General features: G+C 42.6%; 21 protein-coding genes. 5 read left to right on the top strand and 16 right to left on the bottom strand.

From position 1 onward, the window contains the following. Positions 1 to 5: 5 nt before the first annotated feature. The 4 genes from Q4486_RS08535 to cobU all read right to left on the bottom strand — a co-directional run bounded on the left by Q4486_RS08535 (position 6) and on the right by cobU (position 3,819). The gene (locus tag Q4486_RS08535) at positions 6 to 1,547 is read right to left on the bottom strand and encodes an HDOD domain-containing protein (protein WP_303519066.1); all 1,542 of its coding nucleotides are present in this window, start codon (positions 1,545 to 1,547) and stop codon (positions 6 to 8) included. Between the two features lie 73 nt (positions 1,548 to 1,620). Continuing rightward, a complete protein-coding gene (locus Q4486_RS08530; protein ID WP_303415654.1) occupies positions 1,621 to 2,229 on the bottom strand; it encodes a histidine phosphatase family protein in 609 nt (202 codons plus the stop codon). A 19-nt stretch (positions 2,230 to 2,248) separates the two neighbouring features. Next, positions 2,249 to 3,295 carry a nicotinate-nucleotide--dimethylbenzimidazole phosphoribosyltransferase gene (cobT, locus tag Q4486_RS08525; protein ID WP_303519065.1) on the bottom strand — a complete coding sequence of 349 codons (1,047 nt, stop codon included), beginning with the start codon at positions 3,293 to 3,295 and terminating at the stop codon, positions 2,249 to 2,251. Continuing rightward, a complete protein-coding gene (gene cobU / locus Q4486_RS08520) occupies positions 3,292 to 3,819 on the bottom strand; it encodes a bifunctional adenosylcobinamide kinase/adenosylcobinamide-phosphate guanylyltransferase (protein ID WP_303415656.1) in 528 nt (175 codons plus the stop codon). The genes cobT and cobU overlap by 4 nt, the downstream gene beginning before the upstream one ends. Before the next feature lie 145 nt (positions 3,820 to 3,964). Here cobU and Q4486_RS08515 point away from each other — a divergent pair, with 145 nt between their 5' ends. Further along, entirely contained in the window at positions 3,965 to 5,143 is a 1,179-nt protein-coding gene (locus Q4486_RS08515; protein WP_303519064.1) for an NnrS family protein, read from the top strand. Between the two features lie 41 nt (positions 5,144 to 5,184). Here Q4486_RS08515 and Q4486_RS08510 read toward each other — a convergent pair whose 3' ends face one another. Further along, the gene (locus Q4486_RS08510; protein ID WP_303519063.1) at positions 5,185 to 6,168 is read right to left on the bottom strand and encodes an MDR family oxidoreductase; all 984 of its coding nucleotides are present in this window, start codon (positions 6,166 to 6,168) and stop codon (positions 5,185 to 5,187) included. A 137-nt stretch (positions 6,169 to 6,305) separates the two neighbouring features. On the opposite strand from Q4486_RS08510, the gene Q4486_RS08505 reads away from it, so the two are divergent. Both Q4486_RS08505 and Q4486_RS08500 read left to right on the top strand, forming a co-directional pair. Further along, positions 6,306 to 7,037, top strand: coding sequence for a FadR/GntR family transcriptional regulator (locus Q4486_RS08505; RefSeq protein WP_303415659.1), 732 nt, complete (start codon positions 6,306 to 6,308; stop codon positions 7,035 to 7,037). Positions 7,038 to 7,297: 260 nt separating this feature from the next. Next, on the top strand, positions 7,298 to 7,822 hold the full coding sequence (locus Q4486_RS08500) for a YhcB family protein (protein ID WP_303519062.1): 525 nt from the start codon (positions 7,298 to 7,300) through the stop codon (positions 7,820 to 7,822). Between the two features lie 174 nt (positions 7,823 to 7,996). On the opposite strand, the gene Q4486_RS08495 is transcribed toward Q4486_RS08500, so the two are convergent. Together Q4486_RS08495 and Q4486_RS08490 are read right to left on the bottom strand one after the other, a co-directional pair. Further along, entirely contained in the window at positions 7,997 to 8,335 is a 339-nt protein-coding gene (locus Q4486_RS08495) for a thioredoxin family protein (RefSeq protein WP_303415661.1), read from the bottom strand. Positions 8,336 to 8,439: 104 nt separating this feature from the next. Beyond that, positions 8,440 to 9,216 (bottom strand): Nif3-like dinuclear metal center hexameric protein, encoded by a 777-nt coding sequence (locus Q4486_RS08490; RefSeq protein ID WP_303519061.1) that lies wholly within the window; start codon positions 9,214 to 9,216, stop codon positions 8,440 to 8,442. A 62-nt stretch (positions 9,217 to 9,278) separates the two neighbouring features. On the opposite strand from Q4486_RS08490, the gene Q4486_RS08485 reads away from it, so the two are divergent. Beyond that, positions 9,279 to 10,427 (top strand): trypsin-like peptidase domain-containing protein, encoded by a 1,149-nt coding sequence (locus Q4486_RS08485; protein ID WP_303519060.1) that lies wholly within the window; start codon positions 9,279 to 9,281, stop codon positions 10,425 to 10,427. Positions 10,428 to 10,479: 52 nt separating this feature from the next. Here the strand turns inward: Q4486_RS08485 and hisD are convergent, their stop codons facing one another. The 9 genes from hisD to Q4486_RS08440 form a co-directional block, all read right to left on the bottom strand. Next, positions 10,480 to 11,787, bottom strand: a complete 1,308-nt coding sequence (gene hisD / locus Q4486_RS08480; RefSeq protein WP_303415664.1) for a histidinol dehydrogenase — start codon at positions 11,785 to 11,787, stop codon at positions 10,480 to 10,482. Beyond that, positions 11,784 to 12,437 (bottom strand): ATP phosphoribosyltransferase, encoded by a 654-nt coding sequence (gene hisG / locus Q4486_RS08475; RefSeq protein ID WP_303415665.1) that lies wholly within the window; start codon positions 12,435 to 12,437, stop codon positions 11,784 to 11,786. Before hisG ends, hisD begins: the two co-directional genes overlap by 4 nt. Before the next feature lie 20 nt (positions 12,438 to 12,457). Next, a complete protein-coding gene (gene murA / locus Q4486_RS08470; protein ID WP_303415666.1) occupies positions 12,458 to 13,720 on the bottom strand; it encodes a UDP-N-acetylglucosamine 1-carboxyvinyltransferase in 1,263 nt (420 codons plus the stop codon). A 19-nt stretch (positions 13,721 to 13,739) separates the two neighbouring features. Next, complete coding sequence (locus Q4486_RS08465) at positions 13,740 to 13,982, bottom strand: BolA family protein (protein ID WP_067868889.1); 243 nt, start codon at positions 13,980 to 13,982, stop codon at positions 13,740 to 13,742. 113 nt (positions 13,983 to 14,095) lie between these two features. Further along, positions 14,096 to 14,386 (bottom strand): lipid asymmetry maintenance protein MlaB, encoded by a 291-nt coding sequence (locus Q4486_RS08460; protein WP_303415667.1) that lies wholly within the window; start codon positions 14,384 to 14,386, stop codon positions 14,096 to 14,098. Beyond that, positions 14,386 to 15,039, bottom strand: a complete 654-nt coding sequence (locus Q4486_RS08455) for a phospholipid-binding protein MlaC (RefSeq protein ID WP_303519059.1) — start codon at positions 15,037 to 15,039, stop codon at positions 14,386 to 14,388. Before Q4486_RS08455 ends, Q4486_RS08460 begins: the two co-directional genes overlap by 1 nt. 4 nt (positions 15,040 to 15,043) lie before the next feature. Next, positions 15,044 to 15,502: an outer membrane lipid asymmetry maintenance protein MlaD gene (gene mlaD, locus Q4486_RS08450; protein WP_303415669.1), complete on the bottom strand. Its 459-nt coding sequence runs from the start codon at positions 15,500 to 15,502 to the stop codon at positions 15,044 to 15,046. A 1-nt stretch (position 15,503) separates the two neighbouring features. After that, the gene (mlaE, locus tag Q4486_RS08445) at positions 15,504 to 16,283 is read right to left on the bottom strand and encodes a lipid asymmetry maintenance ABC transporter permease subunit MlaE (protein ID WP_197468072.1); all 780 of its coding nucleotides are present in this window, start codon (positions 16,281 to 16,283) and stop codon (positions 15,504 to 15,506) included. Continuing rightward, positions 16,283 to 17,095, bottom strand: a complete 813-nt coding sequence (locus Q4486_RS08440; protein WP_303415670.1) for an ATP-binding cassette domain-containing protein — start codon at positions 17,093 to 17,095, stop codon at positions 16,283 to 16,285. Before Q4486_RS08440 ends, mlaE begins: the two co-directional genes overlap by 1 nt. Positions 17,096 to 17,311: 216 nt before the next feature. On the opposite strand from Q4486_RS08440, the gene Q4486_RS08435 reads away from it, so the two are divergent. Then, on the top strand, positions 17,312 to 18,268 hold the full coding sequence (locus tag Q4486_RS08435) for a calcium/sodium antiporter (RefSeq protein ID WP_303415671.1): 957 nt from the start codon (positions 17,312 to 17,314) through the stop codon (positions 18,266 to 18,268). Positions 18,269 to 18,283: the final 15 nt, after the last annotated feature.

Here is an 18,283-nt window from a genome sequence, read left to right as displayed (position 1 = left end):
GCCCCCTAACGCTTAGCTTTACTATCAGCGTACATTAACGCTAAGCGTGTTTGGGTGGCGAAGCGATTGAAAATATTAAAATCAGTGTCCGATACTGGGCCGTTACCTTTCAAACGATCGGCGTACAACATACCAATTACCCGCTTACCCATAACTAATGGGATCAGCACAAATCCTTGGCATTCAGTTTGGGAGACAAAGTCTTGAGGTAAACGGTCGCTCCAGCCCTCGTCCTCAAGATCATTCACTAAAAGTGTAACCTGCTTTTCCATCACTCTAAAAAATAGATCACCACCTTTACTAGAGCGATCACGCTCAAAATAACGCTGCAAGGCTTCTATTTTTTTACCTTCAATCATCTTAACAGCAAGATGGTCTTTCTTTTTATTAAGCAGACAAAGTAAGCTTCGATCAAAACCACTACACTGATGAATCGCCTCTACAACCAATTTAAATATATCGTGTATAGTTCCTTCAGAACCGATTAATTCAGTCAGCTGATTTAGATACGCTAACTGCCCCTGACTACATACAACCGGTGTATCAGTGCTTTGTACATTATCACTGAGTTCAGATTCATCTTGCTCAGCTTCATCATGGGCTAAAAAAGCTAATTTACGCACCATCTCATCTTTAACAGCATTACCTGACTCAACATATTCCGGAATCAATAACTGCGCTTTGAGACCATAAGTGCGACTCACCTTAGAAACCTGACGAAAACATTGTATGGCGACCTCTCCTACATCATCAAAAGAGATGCCTGAAACATCTGATATTGCATCGATCAATTGATCATACGGCTGCTCATTACGTAAATCTTTACCATATATCTGATGCACTAAACCATTACAAAGGAAGGGCAGACTAGTTAGTAAATTACTATGCTCATCAAGTTGGTTCATACTCACGTCAGACATAGTATGTAATACCTGCTTAGGATAACCCCAGCCAGCAGCCATTTCTCGGCCTAATGCGTTAAAACTAATACCTAACACTTCGGTCTGGATAAGTGGCCAGCTTTTATTACTGGTTTTTTTCAAGCTAAGCAGTTTTCGATATTCATCTGGTAAAGTACAAGCAACAACGATCTCACCCAAACCAAATAATAATGCCGCAAGATAAGCTTCTTCAGGATCTATACTTTTTTTACTTTTCAGGGCCAGCTCTTTCGCCATATTTGCGCTAAGAAACTGCCTCATCATCATCCCAGGCACATCAAGATCTGGATGTTCATCATGAAAGCTCTCTATCAGCTTAAGCGTTAAACTGATGCTCTTAATCTGGTTGAACCCCATCAGCACAACGGCACGGGATATAACACTTACATTCCCTTGTCCCCGTTTATATGCCGATGAATTAGCAAGTTTCAATAAACGAGCAGACAAGCCCGTATCTTTCATGATTGCCATAGCCAGCGCCATAGCATCGCCCTCATCCGAGGAACTAATTTGTTGAATACGATTAATCGTTGCGCTAAACACAGGGAGGTCGCCTAAGCGATCAAGGCTATGATGAATATTCTTAAGCGTTTCTGTGTACTTCATAATTTCCCGTTTTAAGCCAATGTCCTTAATAGAGTAAGGCTTACTATGTGTTAGCACTTAACTCATGGAAAGACTAAATAGGAGACTTCACATTACTGCTAATTAATTGTGGCCAACTGTGTTTCAAGTCGGTATCAAACCTTAACTGAGTAAAGTAAGCATAGTCTACTTTTATTCTTCCCCAATACTGGGGCTTAATATCAAGTAAATCAGCTACCATTGCTCTAATTACTCCACCGTGGGTAACGATAAGTATTCGCTTCTCATCTCTCGCTAAAAGCTGTGTCTTCGCAGCCCGAACTCGGCTGGAGAAATCAGCAACAAGCTCACCTAACGGGGGCGGATTAGCTTCGGGATCTAACCAAAAATTATCAGCCAAATGAGGCTGCTGAGCATAAACAGCTTCAAATCGCTGCCCATCCCACTCGCCAAAATTGTACTCTTGTAGCTGATCAAGTATCAAAAGGTTAAGACCAAGTCGCAGGGAAACTGTTTCTGCTATATGACGGCAACGTTGAAGCGGTGAGCTCACCACCAAATCCCACCCAGGATCATGCTCGACAGCACTTAAACTATCACGCACACCCTGTTCTGAAAGTTCAGAATCAGTATGTCCTAAATACACACCCTTCAATTCAGGTTCGCCATGTCGCAATAGATCAAACTGCGTGGATTTCAGCAAAACAATTTTCTCCGCCAACTTATTGGCTGACACCCGCATCAGCAAACGTGGCCATATCACGATGCAGCGCGCATGCGGTTCTCATGATATTAACGGCGACGGCCGCACCACTGCCCTCCCCTAAACGCATACCTAAATCAAGCAGAGGTTGAATATCTAAAGAGTCTAAAATACCTTGATGGAACGCTTCTGGCGAACAATGGCCAAACACCATCCAATCTTTACTATTCGGGTTAATCTGAATCGCAATATAAGCCGCAACCGTACTAATAAAGCCATCCACCACTATAGTGATACCTAGATTAGCCGCCTTTAAATACGCTCCCACCATCGCTGCAATTTCAAACCCACCTAAGCATCTCAATATATCCATTGGTGAGGAAAATTGCATTCGATGTAAAGCCAATGCTTGATCAATCACTTTGGCTTTATGCTGAACCCCTTGCGAACTTATACCTGTCCCTGAGCCTGCAACATCGGCTCCACTCAAATCAAGAAAAGCAGCCATAAGCGCTGAAGCCGATGTGGTATTAGCAATCCCCATCTCGCCCGCAACAAATAACTCAACCCCTCGGTGCCCTGCTCTAATTACCGCGTCCGCTCCAACATTAAGAGCGGCTTCTAATTGAGGCACACTCATCGCCGCTGTCTCAGTAAAGTCAGAGGAGCTAGCGGCTATAACTTTACTAACCACATCAGGGTGTTCAACAGGTGTAACCGTACCAAGATTAATAACCTCAAAATCAGCGTTTAACTGTTGGGCTAAAACAGAAATTGCAGCCCCTCCTGATGCAAAATTAAGAATCATTTGGGTCGTAACTTCTTGAGGAAACGCGGACACTTTCTGTTTCGCTACACCATGATCCGCTGCAAAAATAGAGATAGCTACACGATCACATGAGGGATATTCAACCGCTTGCAATCCTGCTAAACGAACCGCTATATCCTCCAATAAACCTAACGAACCTGGTGGCTTAGTTAATTGTGACTGCCGTTCATTTGCTAGCGCCCTATAATGAAGATCAACAGGCTGAACACTAATCGCTAACCAATCTTTTAAATTCACAAACCCACCTGTTTTTCTGTTTTAACATCTAAAGGAATACCTGCAACACTCAAGGTAACGCGCTCCGCAATTTTGGCCAGTTCTTGATGTAAACGTCCAGTATTATCTTGGAATTGACGGCTTAGCTCACCCATAGGCACTATCCCCCATCCCACCTCATTGGAAACTAAGATCAAATCACCTTTAAAAGCCGTAACCGCCGCTATCATATCTTGCATTCCTTGCTGCATGACTGATAAATCTTTTAGCAATAAATTGGTAAGCCAAAGCGTAAGACAATCAACCAAAACAGTCTCACCGGAGCCGCTTAATTCAGAAAGCGCTTGGGGTAGGTCAATAGGTACTTCTTTAACCGTCCATTCCGCAGGACGATCTGAGCGGTGAAGCGCGATTCGCTGTTCCATTTCCGCATCACCCGCATCGGCTGTAGCAATGTAAATAACAGGTTTATTAATCGCTATAGCTCGCTCTTGTGCCAAACGACTCTTACCAGAACGAGCTCCCCCTAAAATCAATTGCCGCACACAACCTCCCAACAGACTATATTAACTATACTAAACCGCTACTCTAACCTGTTTATAGGATAGATATTTATTAACATGTATAAATAATACATAATATAAAAATAGATCCCTAGTATAACACTAGAGTCCTTCAGCGGAGATTCCGATGATTCAATTACAGGAACGCAGAGAACCTTCACCTTTCTCGCTTTTCAATCTAGGCTTCAGGCCATTTTTCTTAGCCGGAGCTGCCAGCGCTGTTATCCTAATTACTCTTTGGCTTGTTATATATAGCCAAGGTTACCAACCTCATTATTATGATTTAGCTATCACTTGGCATGCTCATGAGATGATATTTGGATTTAGCATTGCCATCATTGCAGGTTTTTTGCTCACGGCCGTTCGCACTTGGACTAATGTACAAACCCTGTATAGCTGGCCCTTAGCCGCGCTTTTTTTAGTGTGGCTCTTAGCTAGGCTACTTCCTGCATTTGAAAGCATACCCAAAGCAGTCATCGCTATTACCGATTTAATCTTTATACCTCTCGTTGCCATCAGCATCGCTTGGCCCATTATTAAATCCAAGAACTATAGAAATCTTCTATTTGTCCCTATTCTTTTCGCCTTTTTTATCGCTAATTTACTCATCCATCTAAATCTAATGGGCATAACAGAAGACACTATAGCAACAGGCATTCAATTAGGTTTATTTCTGATTGTTATGATCATTAGCATTGTCGGCGGACGCGTTATACCCTTTTTTACAGAAAAGGGGGTCGCAGGCACTCAAAGCAGAAAGTTTCCAATAATTGAACGCTCAATTATTCCGATGACCGCCATTTGGGTTATATCTACGCTGACTAGCTATACTGAGGTTATTGTTTTTTTCAGTGCACTCGTTGGGCTGATGAATTTAATTCGGCTCGGCGGCTGGTTCAGCAACAAAGTTTTTACTGTTCCACTGGTTTGGATCCTTCAGCTTAGTTATCTATTTATCACTTTTGGCTATCTACTTTATGCTTTAAGCACCTTAAACTTGGTTAATCAGTCTATCGCTTATCATGCGTTTGCTACCGGTGGGATTGGCGGACTGACCTTAGGGATGATGTCTAGAGTTTCCCTCGGCCATACAGGACGAATACTAACCGCTGGCCCAATGATAATATCTGCATTTGTATTACTTATGCTCTCTGCGGTATTCCGTATCAGTATTGATATACTGCCACTATCCTACATGAGTACCTTGCATATTTCTGGCAGTCTGTGGGTTATCGCTTGGATTTTATTCTTACTCAAATACACAACGATTCTAATCAAACCAAGAGTAGATGGGATCTACGGATAAAAAAAAGGCCTCATATGAGGCCCTTTTTTTAACCTTAAGGGTTATGCATTAAGATCAATAACAACACGGCCTTTTACTTGACCATTAGTGATTTTCTCTGCGTATTCAGGCACATCATCTAAGCCAATTATCTGAGCAATTTCACCTAAAGCATTCTCTGGTAACTGAGTCAGTAAGCGTTGCCAAGCTATATTACGACGCTCGTAAGGGCAGCTAACTGAATCGACACCCTGAAGGCGCACATTACGTAAGATAAAAGGCATTACCGTCGAGGGAAGTTTGAAACTAGCCGCTAAACCACAAGCGGCAACAACACCGCTATAATTTGTTTCAGCAATCATTCTAGCTAGTATAGTATCACCCGCTGTATCAATAGCCCCCGCCCATCTCTGTTTCTCTAAAGGTCTCGGCGGCTGCGCCATCTCATCGCGACTCAAAATTTCACTTGCACCTAAACCACGCAAGTAACCTTCTGTCTCGGCACGCCCCGTAATCGCTGCTACCTGATAACCGAGTCCAGCTAATATCGCGACTGCAACACTCCCTACTCCACCCGCAGCACCACTCACCACTATAGGACCACTCTCAAGTGTTACTCCGCCCTCTTCTAAAGCCATAACACATAACATAGCAGTTAAACCGGCAGTGCCTATTTGCATAGTACGAATCGGATCCATACCTTCAGGCAAAGGTACCAACCAATCAGCTTTCAAACGCGCATACTGGGAATATCCGCCCCAATACATTTCACCTACGCCCCACCCCGTTAAAACAACCTTATCTCCCTTTGAATAACGCGCATCTGCACTATCTTCGACAGTACCGACTAGGTCTATTCCTGGCACCATTGGGAAATTACGAATGATTTTACCTTTACCTGTAACAGCCAAACCGTCTTTATAGTTCAACGAAGAGTAATCCACTTTTATAAGTACATCTTCTTCTGGTAGGTCGCTCATCGCTAACTGCTCAATAGCTGACGTTGTTTTACCTTCATCTTGATTCAAAACCAGTGCTTTGAACATACTAATCTCCGTTGAACGTTCTAATAAGTTAATTTGTCATACAAATATAAAATACTATAAATATTGAATCAATAGGCTATAATTAAATTTATCTTCTACCTTAGGTTAGTAAAGAATTTAAACCAGCGGAGTGACAGGTGAATTTAGAGATAGGGCCAATCAACAAAAGTAGCTTATCAAAACAGGTAGCTGATCAGCTTCAAGAGGCTATTTTAGAAGGTACACTGAAAGCCGATGACCGCCTCCCCACAGAGGAAGAGCTCGCGCAACGCTTCCAAGTATCTCGCCCAACAATCAGAGAAGCGCTTAAAAGATTAGCCGCAAAAAACCTCATCCGCTCACGCCGCGGCCCAACGGGAGGGTCCTTTGTCAATCATTTAGGAACAAATGAACTCAGTGACCACCTAACCACCGCCACCACCCTTTTTGTCAGTATGAATGATGTCTCATTAGATGAGATCAGCAGCACTCGGCTTGAAATGGAAAGTTACTGCTTTCGCCTTGCTTGTCAGCACCGTACAGATGAAGACCTTAAACGGTTAGAGCAGCATCTCATCCATCAAAAAAATAAAAATATCAGTCCAGAAGAGTTCTGCGCAGCCGATGTTCGTTTCCATCGCGCAATTGCTGATGCCAGTCACAATAAAATGCTCAGTTTTATTATGTACACCCTGATCGAAGCACTCCAACCTGTATCCAATATGATCGCTTACAGATTTAGAGAAAGAGAAATTATTACTAGTCAGCATGAGAGAATATTTAACGCTATCAACAACCAAGACAGAAAACTAGCTTGCGCTATTTTAGAAGAGCAAATTAATTACCTGCAGCAATTACATGAAGAAGCGCAAGAAAATCACCAACAATAGCAAAACACGTGATTAGGCCCCCAAACGCTAATCCCTTATATAAAGCCAAAAAAGATACCTGAGCGACTACAAAAAGTAGAATACTCAAAGCATAGGCATCAAGCACGATTTGTTTTATGCTAAGCACTTAATTATACAACTGCTAACCAAACACTTTCTTCTACTCAGACTAAGCTCTAGGCTGTCTAAAAAGGGAGCTGCTCTGTAGAATAAATGGCATAGTGTATCGGTTAATATTCGCAAGTCATTAAGGAGATCCCGTGGAAGATTTATGGTTAATCAGCATTATTTCTTTACTTATAGGTGCTGTTATCGGCTTTTTAATGGGGCGCTCAGGTAATACATCTAATCGCCAAGCAGAACTTGCCGAACAGTTAGACAGTACAACCAAAGAGCTTGAGAACTATAAAGAAGAGGTCAATGAACACTTTGAAAAAACAGCTGCACTAGTTAACAACCTCACCAACAGCTATAAAGAAGTTCATGAGCACTTAGCAACCGGTGCCGTAGATTTATGTAAAGCAGGCACCATTGATCTCGCTTTAGAACCCGCCATGCATGCAAAAATCGAGAATCAGGACAATGAACCTGAAGAACCTTCTGAAAAAACAGAAGAAGTTACAGCTGACATTCCTCGAGACTACGCGCCCAAAAGGCCTGAAGATGAAGGTACCCTATCTGAAACCTTTGGTCTAAAAGAGGAAACAACTGGGGAAGAAACCAGTAAAGAAGGGGATGATTCAACTACAGCGGAAATAGTACCTCCTATCGCCAAGAGCAAATAAGCGATAACCCCTTTATCTAAGCATCAGTTTTTTTGTAATTTCTGTATATCAAGGGTTGCGCTATTTTTAGCCCAACCCTTTTTTGTATTTGCGGCTTTTCCACAAGCAAATAAACAGAAAAAACTGCACAATAACCAAATCCCCTCTGGAGTGTTTTGCTAAACGACTAATCCATCAGTGGGCGGATAAGAATAAATGACGAACATCCTCAGTACTTGTAGGTCTTATTAAACGGCCAATCTCTAAGCCATTGTGCAACAAGATCAAAGTTGGCCAAAGCTTAACTTTAAATGCTCGCCCCAACGGCTTACCCTTCCCATCATATAGCTTGATATGGGTAAGCTCAGGATGATCTTTTAACCCCTCCTGCACTATAGGCTGAGCTAATTGACAATGCGGACACCATGGCACTCCAAACTCAAGCAGAATATCCCCCTGCATCTCATTAACTTGCTCAAGCGTCGGTGCTTCTTCTAAATAATTTGAGTTAATTTCACTTTGGCCACTACTCATATAAATTAAACCCCTCAAGTTTATTAACGCTAGCCTGAAAATCCGCCATACGAAGACGCCCACCTTTATAACAGAATATCCACTGACCCTAAGGTAAGCTTAGTTTATACAGGATTGTCGATCTCTATATAGTGATGCTCTATACCAAAATGCAGCGCAAGCGCCTCTCCCAGCGCTTGCACACCATACCTTTCAGTGGCGTGATGCCCAGCGGCAAAGTAATGAATACCATTCTCTCTAGCACTATGGACTGTAGGTTCAGAAATTTCACCTGAGATGTAAGCATCCACCCCTAAACCAACTGCTTTATCTATATAGCCCTGAGCGCCTCCTGTGCACCAACCAATCGTTTTAATCTTATGCTCGCCCCCACAAATCAATAGAGGCTCTCGCCCTAAAATAGAGCCTATATGCTCTGCTAACTGCTCTGCAGTATAGGTACGCTGGAACCGGCCAATATTACCAATACTTCGAGGGTTACCAGGCTCTAACCCTGACAGTACTTCAACCCCTAAGCGTTCTGCCAATTGTGCATTATTACCAAGTAACGGATGGGCATCTAAAGGCAAATGGTAAGCAATCAAGCTAATATCATGGTCAAGTAACGCCTTAATTCTTTTTTTCTTAATTTTAGTAATACAGCTATCTTCACCTTTCCAAAAAAAACCATGATGAACCAAAATAGCATCCGCCTGCTCTGCTATAGCGGCATCAATCAACAATTGAGATGCTGTCACACCAGAAACCAACTTGCCTATTACCTCTTTCCCTTCCACCTGAAGACCATTGGGACAGTAGTCTTTAAACTGCGATGGCTCTAAAAGATTATCGATATAACTCATTAAATCTTCACGTTTCACTGACATTATTATCTTATCCATTCACAAAACTTTAATACGCCGTATAATTCTATGCTTATTCTGGGTAATTGATTACATAAGACATGCGTAAATTAAATTTTCTTGTTTGGCCTGTTCTAGCAGGGATTCTCGTAGCGGTATTACTGCTACAGCTATTCCCCAGCCTACTTTCATCAGAACCTCAGGCCATAAAGTTCAGAGAAGCCCCCTCTATACCTAAGAGTGGCATAGGGCTAGGCCCAGTCTCATATGCTGATGCTGTAGAAATTGCCGCACCGGCGGTTGTAAACATTTATACACGTACTGTTATTCAACAGAAAGTACACCCTCTCTTCAATGACCCTTTCTTTCGTAACTTTTTTGATGCTGATAGCATCCCCCAACAAGAGAGAATCCAATCAAGCTTAGGCTCAGGCGTTATCCTTACCTCCCAAGGCTATATAGTTACTAACAACCATGTAATCACCGGCGCAGACAGTATTATAGTTGCGTTAAAAGATGGCCGTGAAGCTGTAGCAGAAGTGATTGGCACTGATCCTGAAACAGACTTAGCCGTTCTAAAAGTTGCCATGGAAGACCTTCCTAGTATTGCTCTAACCCAATCAGATAATAGCCGAGTGGGTGATGTTGTTTTAGCCATCGGCAACCCTTTTGGCGTCGGCCAAACGGTAACTATGGGAATTATAAGCGCAACCGGCCGCCACAGTTTAGGCATCAATACTTATGAAGACTTTATTCAAACAGATGCGGCCATTAATCCAGGCAACTCCGGTGGTGCACTAATTGACGCATACGGCAATTTAATTGGCATTAATACAGCGATATTCTCAAAATCCGGTGGATCTCAAGGCATTGGGTTTGCCATTCCTTCCAATTTAACAAAACAGGTTATGCAAGATCTGATCAAATATGGGAGGGTCGTACGTGGCTGGCTGGGAATTGAGATTCAAGAATTAACACCGAAACTAGCTGAATCCTTTGGCCTTAAAAACATGCAAGGACTTATTATTGCGGGCGTATTTAGAAATGGACCAGCACACTTAGCAGGGCTTCAGCCTGGCGATGTTATGTTAACGATAAATAAACAACCCATAATGAACGGCAGAAAGTCTATGACTGAAATCGCTCGTTTCAAACCCGATGAAAGCATAGATATTGAAATACTTAGAGATGGTGAAAAACTTTCTTTCAAAGCGGTGATTGGTGAACGACCTAGAACACAAGAGCAATAAAATAAAAAAACAGGCGAATGCCTGTTTTTTTATTTATATAAGAGACAAGCGTTTAATCTTTAATTCGGTACTCAGCAGAACGAGCATGAGCAGTTAAACTTTCACCCCGAGCTAATACCGAAGCAACTTTCCCCATCTCAGACGCCCCATCTTCTGAAAACATAATCAAAGATGAGCGTTTTTGAAAATCATACACGCCTAAAGGAGAGGAGAAACGCGCTGTACCTGAGGTTGGTAGTACATGGTTAGGACCTGCACAGTAATCCCCAAGCGCTTCAGCGGTATAACGTCCCATAAAGATCGCACCAGCGTGACGCACTTTAGGTAAAAGACTTTCAGGATCTGCTACCGATAGTTCCAAATGCTCTGGCGCTATTCGATTAGCAACGTCCATAGCTTCATCTAAATCTTTCACTTTTATAAGCGCTGCACGTAGACGTAATGAGATTTCAATAATCTCTTTACGTTCCATCGTAGGCAACAGCTTATTAATGCTTTGTTCTACAGCATCAATAAAGTCAGCATCAGGTGTCACTAAAATAGGTTGCGCATCCTCATCATGTTCAGCCTGAGAGAATAGATCCATAGCAACCCAATCGGGATCCGTTTTACCATCACAAACCACTAGGATTTCAGAAGGTCCTGCAATCATATCGATGCCAACAGCACCAAAGACCGCACGTTTAGCTGTAGCAACAAAAATATTTCCTGGGCCTACGATTTTGTCCACTTGAGGAATCGTATCAGTACCGTAAGCAAGTGCCGCCACAGCCTGTGCCCCACCTATACAGAACACGCGATCAACGCCCGCTAAACAAGCCGCAGCCAAAACCAGCTCATTCACGACACCACCAGGTGTCGGCACAACCATAATGATCTCTTCTACACCGGCAACTTTTGCTGGCATCGCATTCATCAGTACAGATGAAGGATAGGCTGCTTTACCACCAGGAACATAAAGCCCCACGCGATCAACAGGTGTAACCTTTTGACCAAGCATAGTGCCATCGGCTTCAGTATATTGCCAAGACTCACCTTTTTGACGTTCATGGTAAGTCTGAACTCTTTGCGCTGCCGTTTCTAAGGCTTTACGTTGATCTGCAGGCAACTCATCTAATGCTTTCTGCAAACGCTCAGCGCTCATTTCAAGCTCAGCAATACTGTTAACCGAGGTACCATCAAAGCGGTTGGTATACTCTACAACAGCGCTATCACCTTCGGTACGAACACGTTGTAAAATTTCATTTACTATTTGGTTAACTTTATCATCAGATACCGCTTCCCAAGCCAACAGCTTGTCCATCTGTTCGTTGAAGTCTGATTGGCTTGAATCTAAACGCTTAATATTTAACTCACTCATTTAGTAACCTCCGCATCACGACGGTTAATAGCATCAGCTAGCTTATCTAAAATCGGCTGAATCTGACGATACTTCATTTTCATAGAAGGCTGACCCACCACTAAACGAGAACTAATGTCAGCGATCTCTTCCATAGGCTCTAAACCATTCGCGCGTAGCGTATTACCTGTATCAACAATATCAACGATACGATCAGCTAAACCCATTAACGGCGCGAGCTCCATAGCACCGTAGAGCTTTATAATATCTACTTGTGTACCCTGCTTCGCAAAGTAATCGCGGGTAACATTGACGAACTTACTGGCTACCTTCATACGACCTTCGACCGGCTGCGCGTTTTTCGGGCCAGCAACCATCAGTTTACATTTCGATATTTTAAGATCTAAAGGCTCATAAAGACCTGCTGCACCATGCTCAAGCAGTACATCTTTACCTGCAATCCCCATGTCTGCACCGCCATACTCAACATAAGTTGGAACATCCGTTGCGCGAATAACAACCAATTTTATGTTCTCATGATTAGTATCAAAAATGAGTTTACGGCTGCTATGAATATCCTCAGCTGGAACAATGTCAGCTTCTGCCAATAAAGGCAGTGTTTCTTTAAGGATACGTCCTTTAGACAGGGCAATCGTAAGTTGCTGCTTCATAGCTCTATTTATACCTGTATTTAACCTGGCACACGCTTAATACGTGCACCTAATAACTGTAATTTCTCTTCTATGCACTCATAACCACGGTCGATATGGTAGATACGATCAATAATCGTATCGCCATCCGCAACCAGCGCAGCAATCACTAAGCTTGCCGAAGCCCTAAGGTCGGTTGCCATAACGGGAGCAGCTTGCAATCTCTCTACCCCTTCAACAATCGCTGTATTGCCATCAATATTGATTTTAGCGCCCATGCGAATCATCTCTTGCATGTGCATAAAACGATTTTCAAAGATAGTTTCTTTTAGAATACTGACGCCTTCAGATACCGCATTCATAGCAGAAAACTGTGCCTGCATATCTGTTGGAAAAGCAGGATACGGCGCTGTTGTAATGTTAATAGCTTTAGGTCTTTGACCTTTCATATCCAACTCAATCCAATCTTCACCCGTTGTAATATGTGCACCCGCTTCTTCAAGCTTCTGCAATACCGCATCGAGAATTCGAGGATTCGTGTTTTTAACTTTAACTTTACCGCGCGTAGCTGCCACAGCCGTTAAATAAGTGCCGGTCTCAATTCGGTCCGCTACAACTGGAAATTTACAGCCATGTAGTTTCTCAACACCATTAACCGTGATCGTGTCGGTACCATAACCACTAATATCCGCACCCATAGCGATCAAGCACTCGGCTAAATCGACTATTTCAGGCTCACGTGCAGCATTTTCGATAATACTTTGACCTTCAGCCAAGGTGGCTGCCATCAAAATATTTTCAGTACCCGTCACTGTGACTGTATCAAAAAAGATACGCGCACCTTTTAAGCGACCATTACTTTTAGCGCGAATATAACCCGCTTCAACAACCACATCTGCGCCCATTGCGCGTAAACCTTGGATGTGGAGATCAACAGGTCGAGATCCAATTGCACAACCACCTGGTAAAGACACTTCTGCCTCACCAAAATGAGCAAGCATAGGACCTAACACTAAAATAGAGGCCCTCATTGTCTTAACTAACTCATAAGGAGCAACTAACTGTGTAATCGTATTGGCATCAACTTCAACATTAAGTTTTTCGTCAATAACAAGCTCAACACCCATACGGCGAAGCAACTCAAGCATGGTTGTAATATCATGCAAATGAGGCAGGTTGCAGACAGTTACCGGCTCAGATGCTAGTAGTGTCGCAGCCAAAATTGGCAGTGCCGAGTTTTTTGCTCCAGAGATTTTTACTTCACCTCTGAGCGGCTCGCCACCGGTGATCATTAATTTATCCATAGTATGTCCAATCGAGGATTTAATTCTGTGTCGCTTTCCACTGCTCTGGTGTGTAAGTCTTAATGCTCAGCGCGTGAATTGTTCCATTCGCAATATATTCGTTCAGGCAAGCATAGACTAACTGCTGACACTTAACAGGGCGTAAACCTTGAAAAAGCTCACCTACCACTGTTACCTGAAAATCACAGCCTTCACCTGCGGTCGTTACGGTACAATCTTCAAGTTGAGATTCAATAATCTGCTTAACCTGTTCAGCCTGCATTAAAAGCTCCTGATCGAATGCTACAGATAGAAAAAATAAGGCGGAAATGATACCGGATCATGACAAAAAAGGCGATGCTAAGCATCGCCTTAATTCAATACCTGCAAGCTGTATTAAATAAACTGCTTTTCCAACCCAACAAGCTCAGCAATACCCTTCATTTCTACAGGAAGATTAATCGCTTTCAATTGAACCTCTCGATCTTGCACATAACGCAAACAACAAAACCAAAAAGAGAGTGCTGAGCTGTCAACAGCTGTTACTTCAGCAAAGTCGATCTCAACAATGCCTTTGCAACCACTTAAAATATTCTCGGCTTTTTTACGGGCCTGCATAATGACTGGAAATTTAAACTCCCCTTCTAGACTAATCAATTGTTCATTAATCTGCCTAACGTCTGTCATTACGCGCTATCCTTTCCTGGATCAACTTTGTCTTTCCAAGTAGAGATAACTAATCCTACATCACCCTTGTTTCGCTCCATTAAGTCCGCAAATTGATTTTTAAAGCTCAAGCGAATATTAATAGATCCATCAAGAATAGCATTGACTAGTTTCCAAGCACCCTCTTCTTTCTTCATGTAGTAAACTAAAGAGTACTTTGTACCATCCGCAGAAAACACATCAACCGTAACAATTTGCTTATTGATATCTGGGCTCTCTTTACGCGGAGGCACCATCTCATACTTATCTATTTTGAAACCGACTAGAGCTTTTGCATAAGTTTTCAACAAGGTCGTTTTAAAAACACCAGAAAACTCAATACGTTGCTCTTTTGAAGCACGGCGATAGTATTTCCCCATCACCTGTTTCGAAATATAATCAAAATCAACAATAGGCGATAAAACCGTATCGATTTCAGCAACCAGCTGATCTTCTTGCCCCTCTACCACAAGCTCTTCACGCTCTAATAACTTAAGAACATTCTGAGTCGCGGTCTGAATAACCCCACCAGCTTCATTATATGTATCGATTTCAGCTCGAACCGACATACTCAACAACGCAATCAATGCGATCGTTAAACAAGTTTTTACTTGGCTCACACAGTTATAATACATAGCCTTACTCACTCACCTCATTAAATAGGAATTTTCCTATTAGATCCTCAAGCACCAACGCCGATTGAGTATCCTCAATATAGGCACCCTCTTTAAGGTTTTCATCTTCAGCCCCTACGGAAATGCCTATATATTGCTCACCTAATAGGCCCGCAGTCAGGATTGAAGCCGAACTATCTACTGAAAGAAAATCTACATTGCCATGAATATTCATGGCGACACGCGCCATCAACATATCACGATCTAATGTAATATCTGCCACTTCGCCTATTGCCACACCTGACATAGTCACTTTTGCACGCGGTGTTAAACCGCCAATATTTTCAAAACGAGCATAGACAGTATAAGTGTTGTCAGAATTAGACAGGTTTAAACCACTTACGTTCAATGCAAGCCCAACTAAAGCAACGACGCCGGCCAAAACAAAGGCACCTACGCTGATCTCCAAGATCCGCATACGCATATTAAAGCTCTCCAAACATTACAGCAGTAAGAATAAAATCTAGCCCAAGCACCGCCAACGATGCATAGACCACAGTTTTTGTTGTTGCCTGACTAATCCCTTCCGAAGTCGGCATACAATCATAGCCTTGGAACACAGCGATCCAAGTAACAACGAAGCCAAAGACAACGGCCTTTATAAGACCATTCAAGACATCATCATAAAAATCAACTGAGTTCTGCATGTTAGCCCAAAATGAGCCATCATATATACCCAGCCATTCAACACCAACTATCGCACCGCCATAAACACCGACAAGGGCAAATATAGCGGATAAAATAGGTAAGCATACAAATCCAGCCCAAAACCTTGGTGCCACAATCCGTCTTAGGGGATCAACACCAATCATTTCTAAACTTGATAACTGCTCAGTCGCTTTCATTAGGCCAATTTCAGCCGTCAAAGCTGATCCTGCTCGCCCAGCAAACAATAACGCAGTTACAACTGGCGCAAGCTCTCTAACCAAACTCAGCGCAACCATCTGCCCAACCGCTTGCTCAGAGCCATAGTCAACTAAAATTGTATAGCCTTGTAAACCAAGCACCATACCAATAAACAAACCTGATACCACAATAATAATTAGTGATAACACACCCACAAAATAAACTTGTTTCACAAACAGTGGAAACATAATTACGGGCTGGGGCTTAGCGACAAGAGATTGAAACAACATCATCCCTGCTCGGCCAAAAGCGGCTAATTTACTTAGTGCAGCGTGACCTAATAACGCTAATTGATTCATTATCCCTGACCTCTTAACAGATCGGTTTCATAATCACCCGCAGGATAATGAAACGGTACAGGCCCGTCAGGTAATCCATGCATAAACTGTTTAACCTGCGGCGAATCATCTTGACGCAATTCTTCCGGTGTACCTGAAGCGATCACCTTAGAGTCCGCAATAATATGGATGTAATCAGCAATACCTAAAGTTTCCTGAATATCGTGGGAAACTATAATACTCGTATGCCCTAAGGAGTTATTTAAACGGCGAATAAGATTAACCAAGACACCCATTGCGATAGGATCCTGACCAGTAAAAGGCTCATCATACATAACAATATCAGGATCGAGTGCAATAGCTCTAGCCAACGCAACTCGACGGGCCATACCACCAGATAGCTCACTAGGCATCAGATTATGTGCCCCTCTTAGACCCACAGCCTGAAGTTTCATTAAAACAACATCGCGAATCATATCATCGCTTAAATCTGTATGGACGCGGATAGGAAATGCAACATTTTCAAATACACTTATATCAGTAAATAAAGCCCCACTTTGAAAGAGCATGCCCATACGCTCTCGCACCGAAAACAGATCGCTACGGTTGAGTTCTGGAATATTTTCATCATCAACCAATATAGAACCTGCATCAGGTTTCAACTGACCGCCAATTAATCTAAGCAGTGTTGTTTTACCTGTACCTGACGGCCCCATTATTCCGGTAATTTTGCCACGCGGAATTTTAATATCGACCTCATCATAAATGGATCGATCACCACGGGAAAAACTCAGCTTTTGGATATCGATGACGACATCATCAAATTCGTTCATAAGATTCCGTTATAACTTTGAAAAGAACATTTTTATAGTTCCATTCAGACTTTGTTAACGTCCCTTTATGTAGTGCGTATCATAAAGGGCTGGCAACTATACCATTTCGTTCTAAAAACAGGAATATTTTCAAACATGATGCTCTGTATTGATTTAAACAAAGATAGCATTCTGTTTTAATACCCCTCTTCAATTCTACTGGAACAACTTCTATCTATGTTATATCCAATTTTGGCACTAATCTCTGGACTTATTCTATTGGTATGGAGTGCAGATAGATTCGTTATAGGGGCCGCAGCCACAGCAAAAAACTTCGGCATGTCCCCAATGCTGATTGGCTTAACTATCGTATCTTTTGGCACCTCTGCACCCGAAATACTCGTATCTTTTATGGCCTCCACATCTGGGGCAGGCGATCTAGCTATTGGTAATGCACTGGGATCTAACATTGCTAATATTGCATTGGTACTAGGCATCACCGCACTCATCGCACCCTTACCAGTAAAATCGGGCGTACTAAAAAAAGAACTTCCTTTACTTTTAGGGGTGACCATTTTAGCAGGAGTCCTATTATTCGATCTCCATCTGGGACAATTAGATGGCATCATTCTATTAGTTGCTTTAGCTGTATGCCTTTATCTTTTCAGTCGTTTCCAAAGAAACGCATCTAAGGACTCTTTAGTAGAGGAAGAGGAAGAACTTCCCTCTTTAGAAAACAGAAAAGCTATCTTCTGGTTAATTCTGGGGTTAGTGATTCTTGCCCTCAGTTCCAAGTTACTTGTTTGGGGCGCCAGTGAAATCGCCTACTCTTTAGGTGTGAGTAAATTGGTTGTCGGCCTAACCATTGTAGCTATAGGAACTAGTCTGCCTGAATTAGCAGCCTCGGTAGCGAGTGCGTTAAAAAACCACCACGATATAGCTATAGGTAACGTTGTAGGTTCAAACATATTTAACTTAGTAGCCGTTATGGCTATACCTGGACTCATCGCTCCTATAGGCATGGACGAGATTGTTCTGCAGCGAGACTATGTTGCAATGTTAGGCTTAACCTTCCTACTTCTAGCCTTCGCATTATGGCAAAAGCCTCCATCCATTAGTCGCTTCGAAGGGGGGATTCTAGCCTCCGCCTATGCAGGCTATCTCATCCTGCTATACACTATGACCGTTTCTTAAGATAAAAGTTGATCA

Origin of the sequence: Neptuniibacter sp. 2_MG-2023, from assembly GCF_030547495.1 — a bacterium.
Taxonomy (GTDB): domain Bacteria; phylum Pseudomonadota; class Gammaproteobacteria; order Pseudomonadales; family Balneatricaceae; genus Neptuniibacter.
Note: the sequence above shows the minus strand (reverse complement) of the source record. Positions and strands in the feature narration are given on the sequence as shown.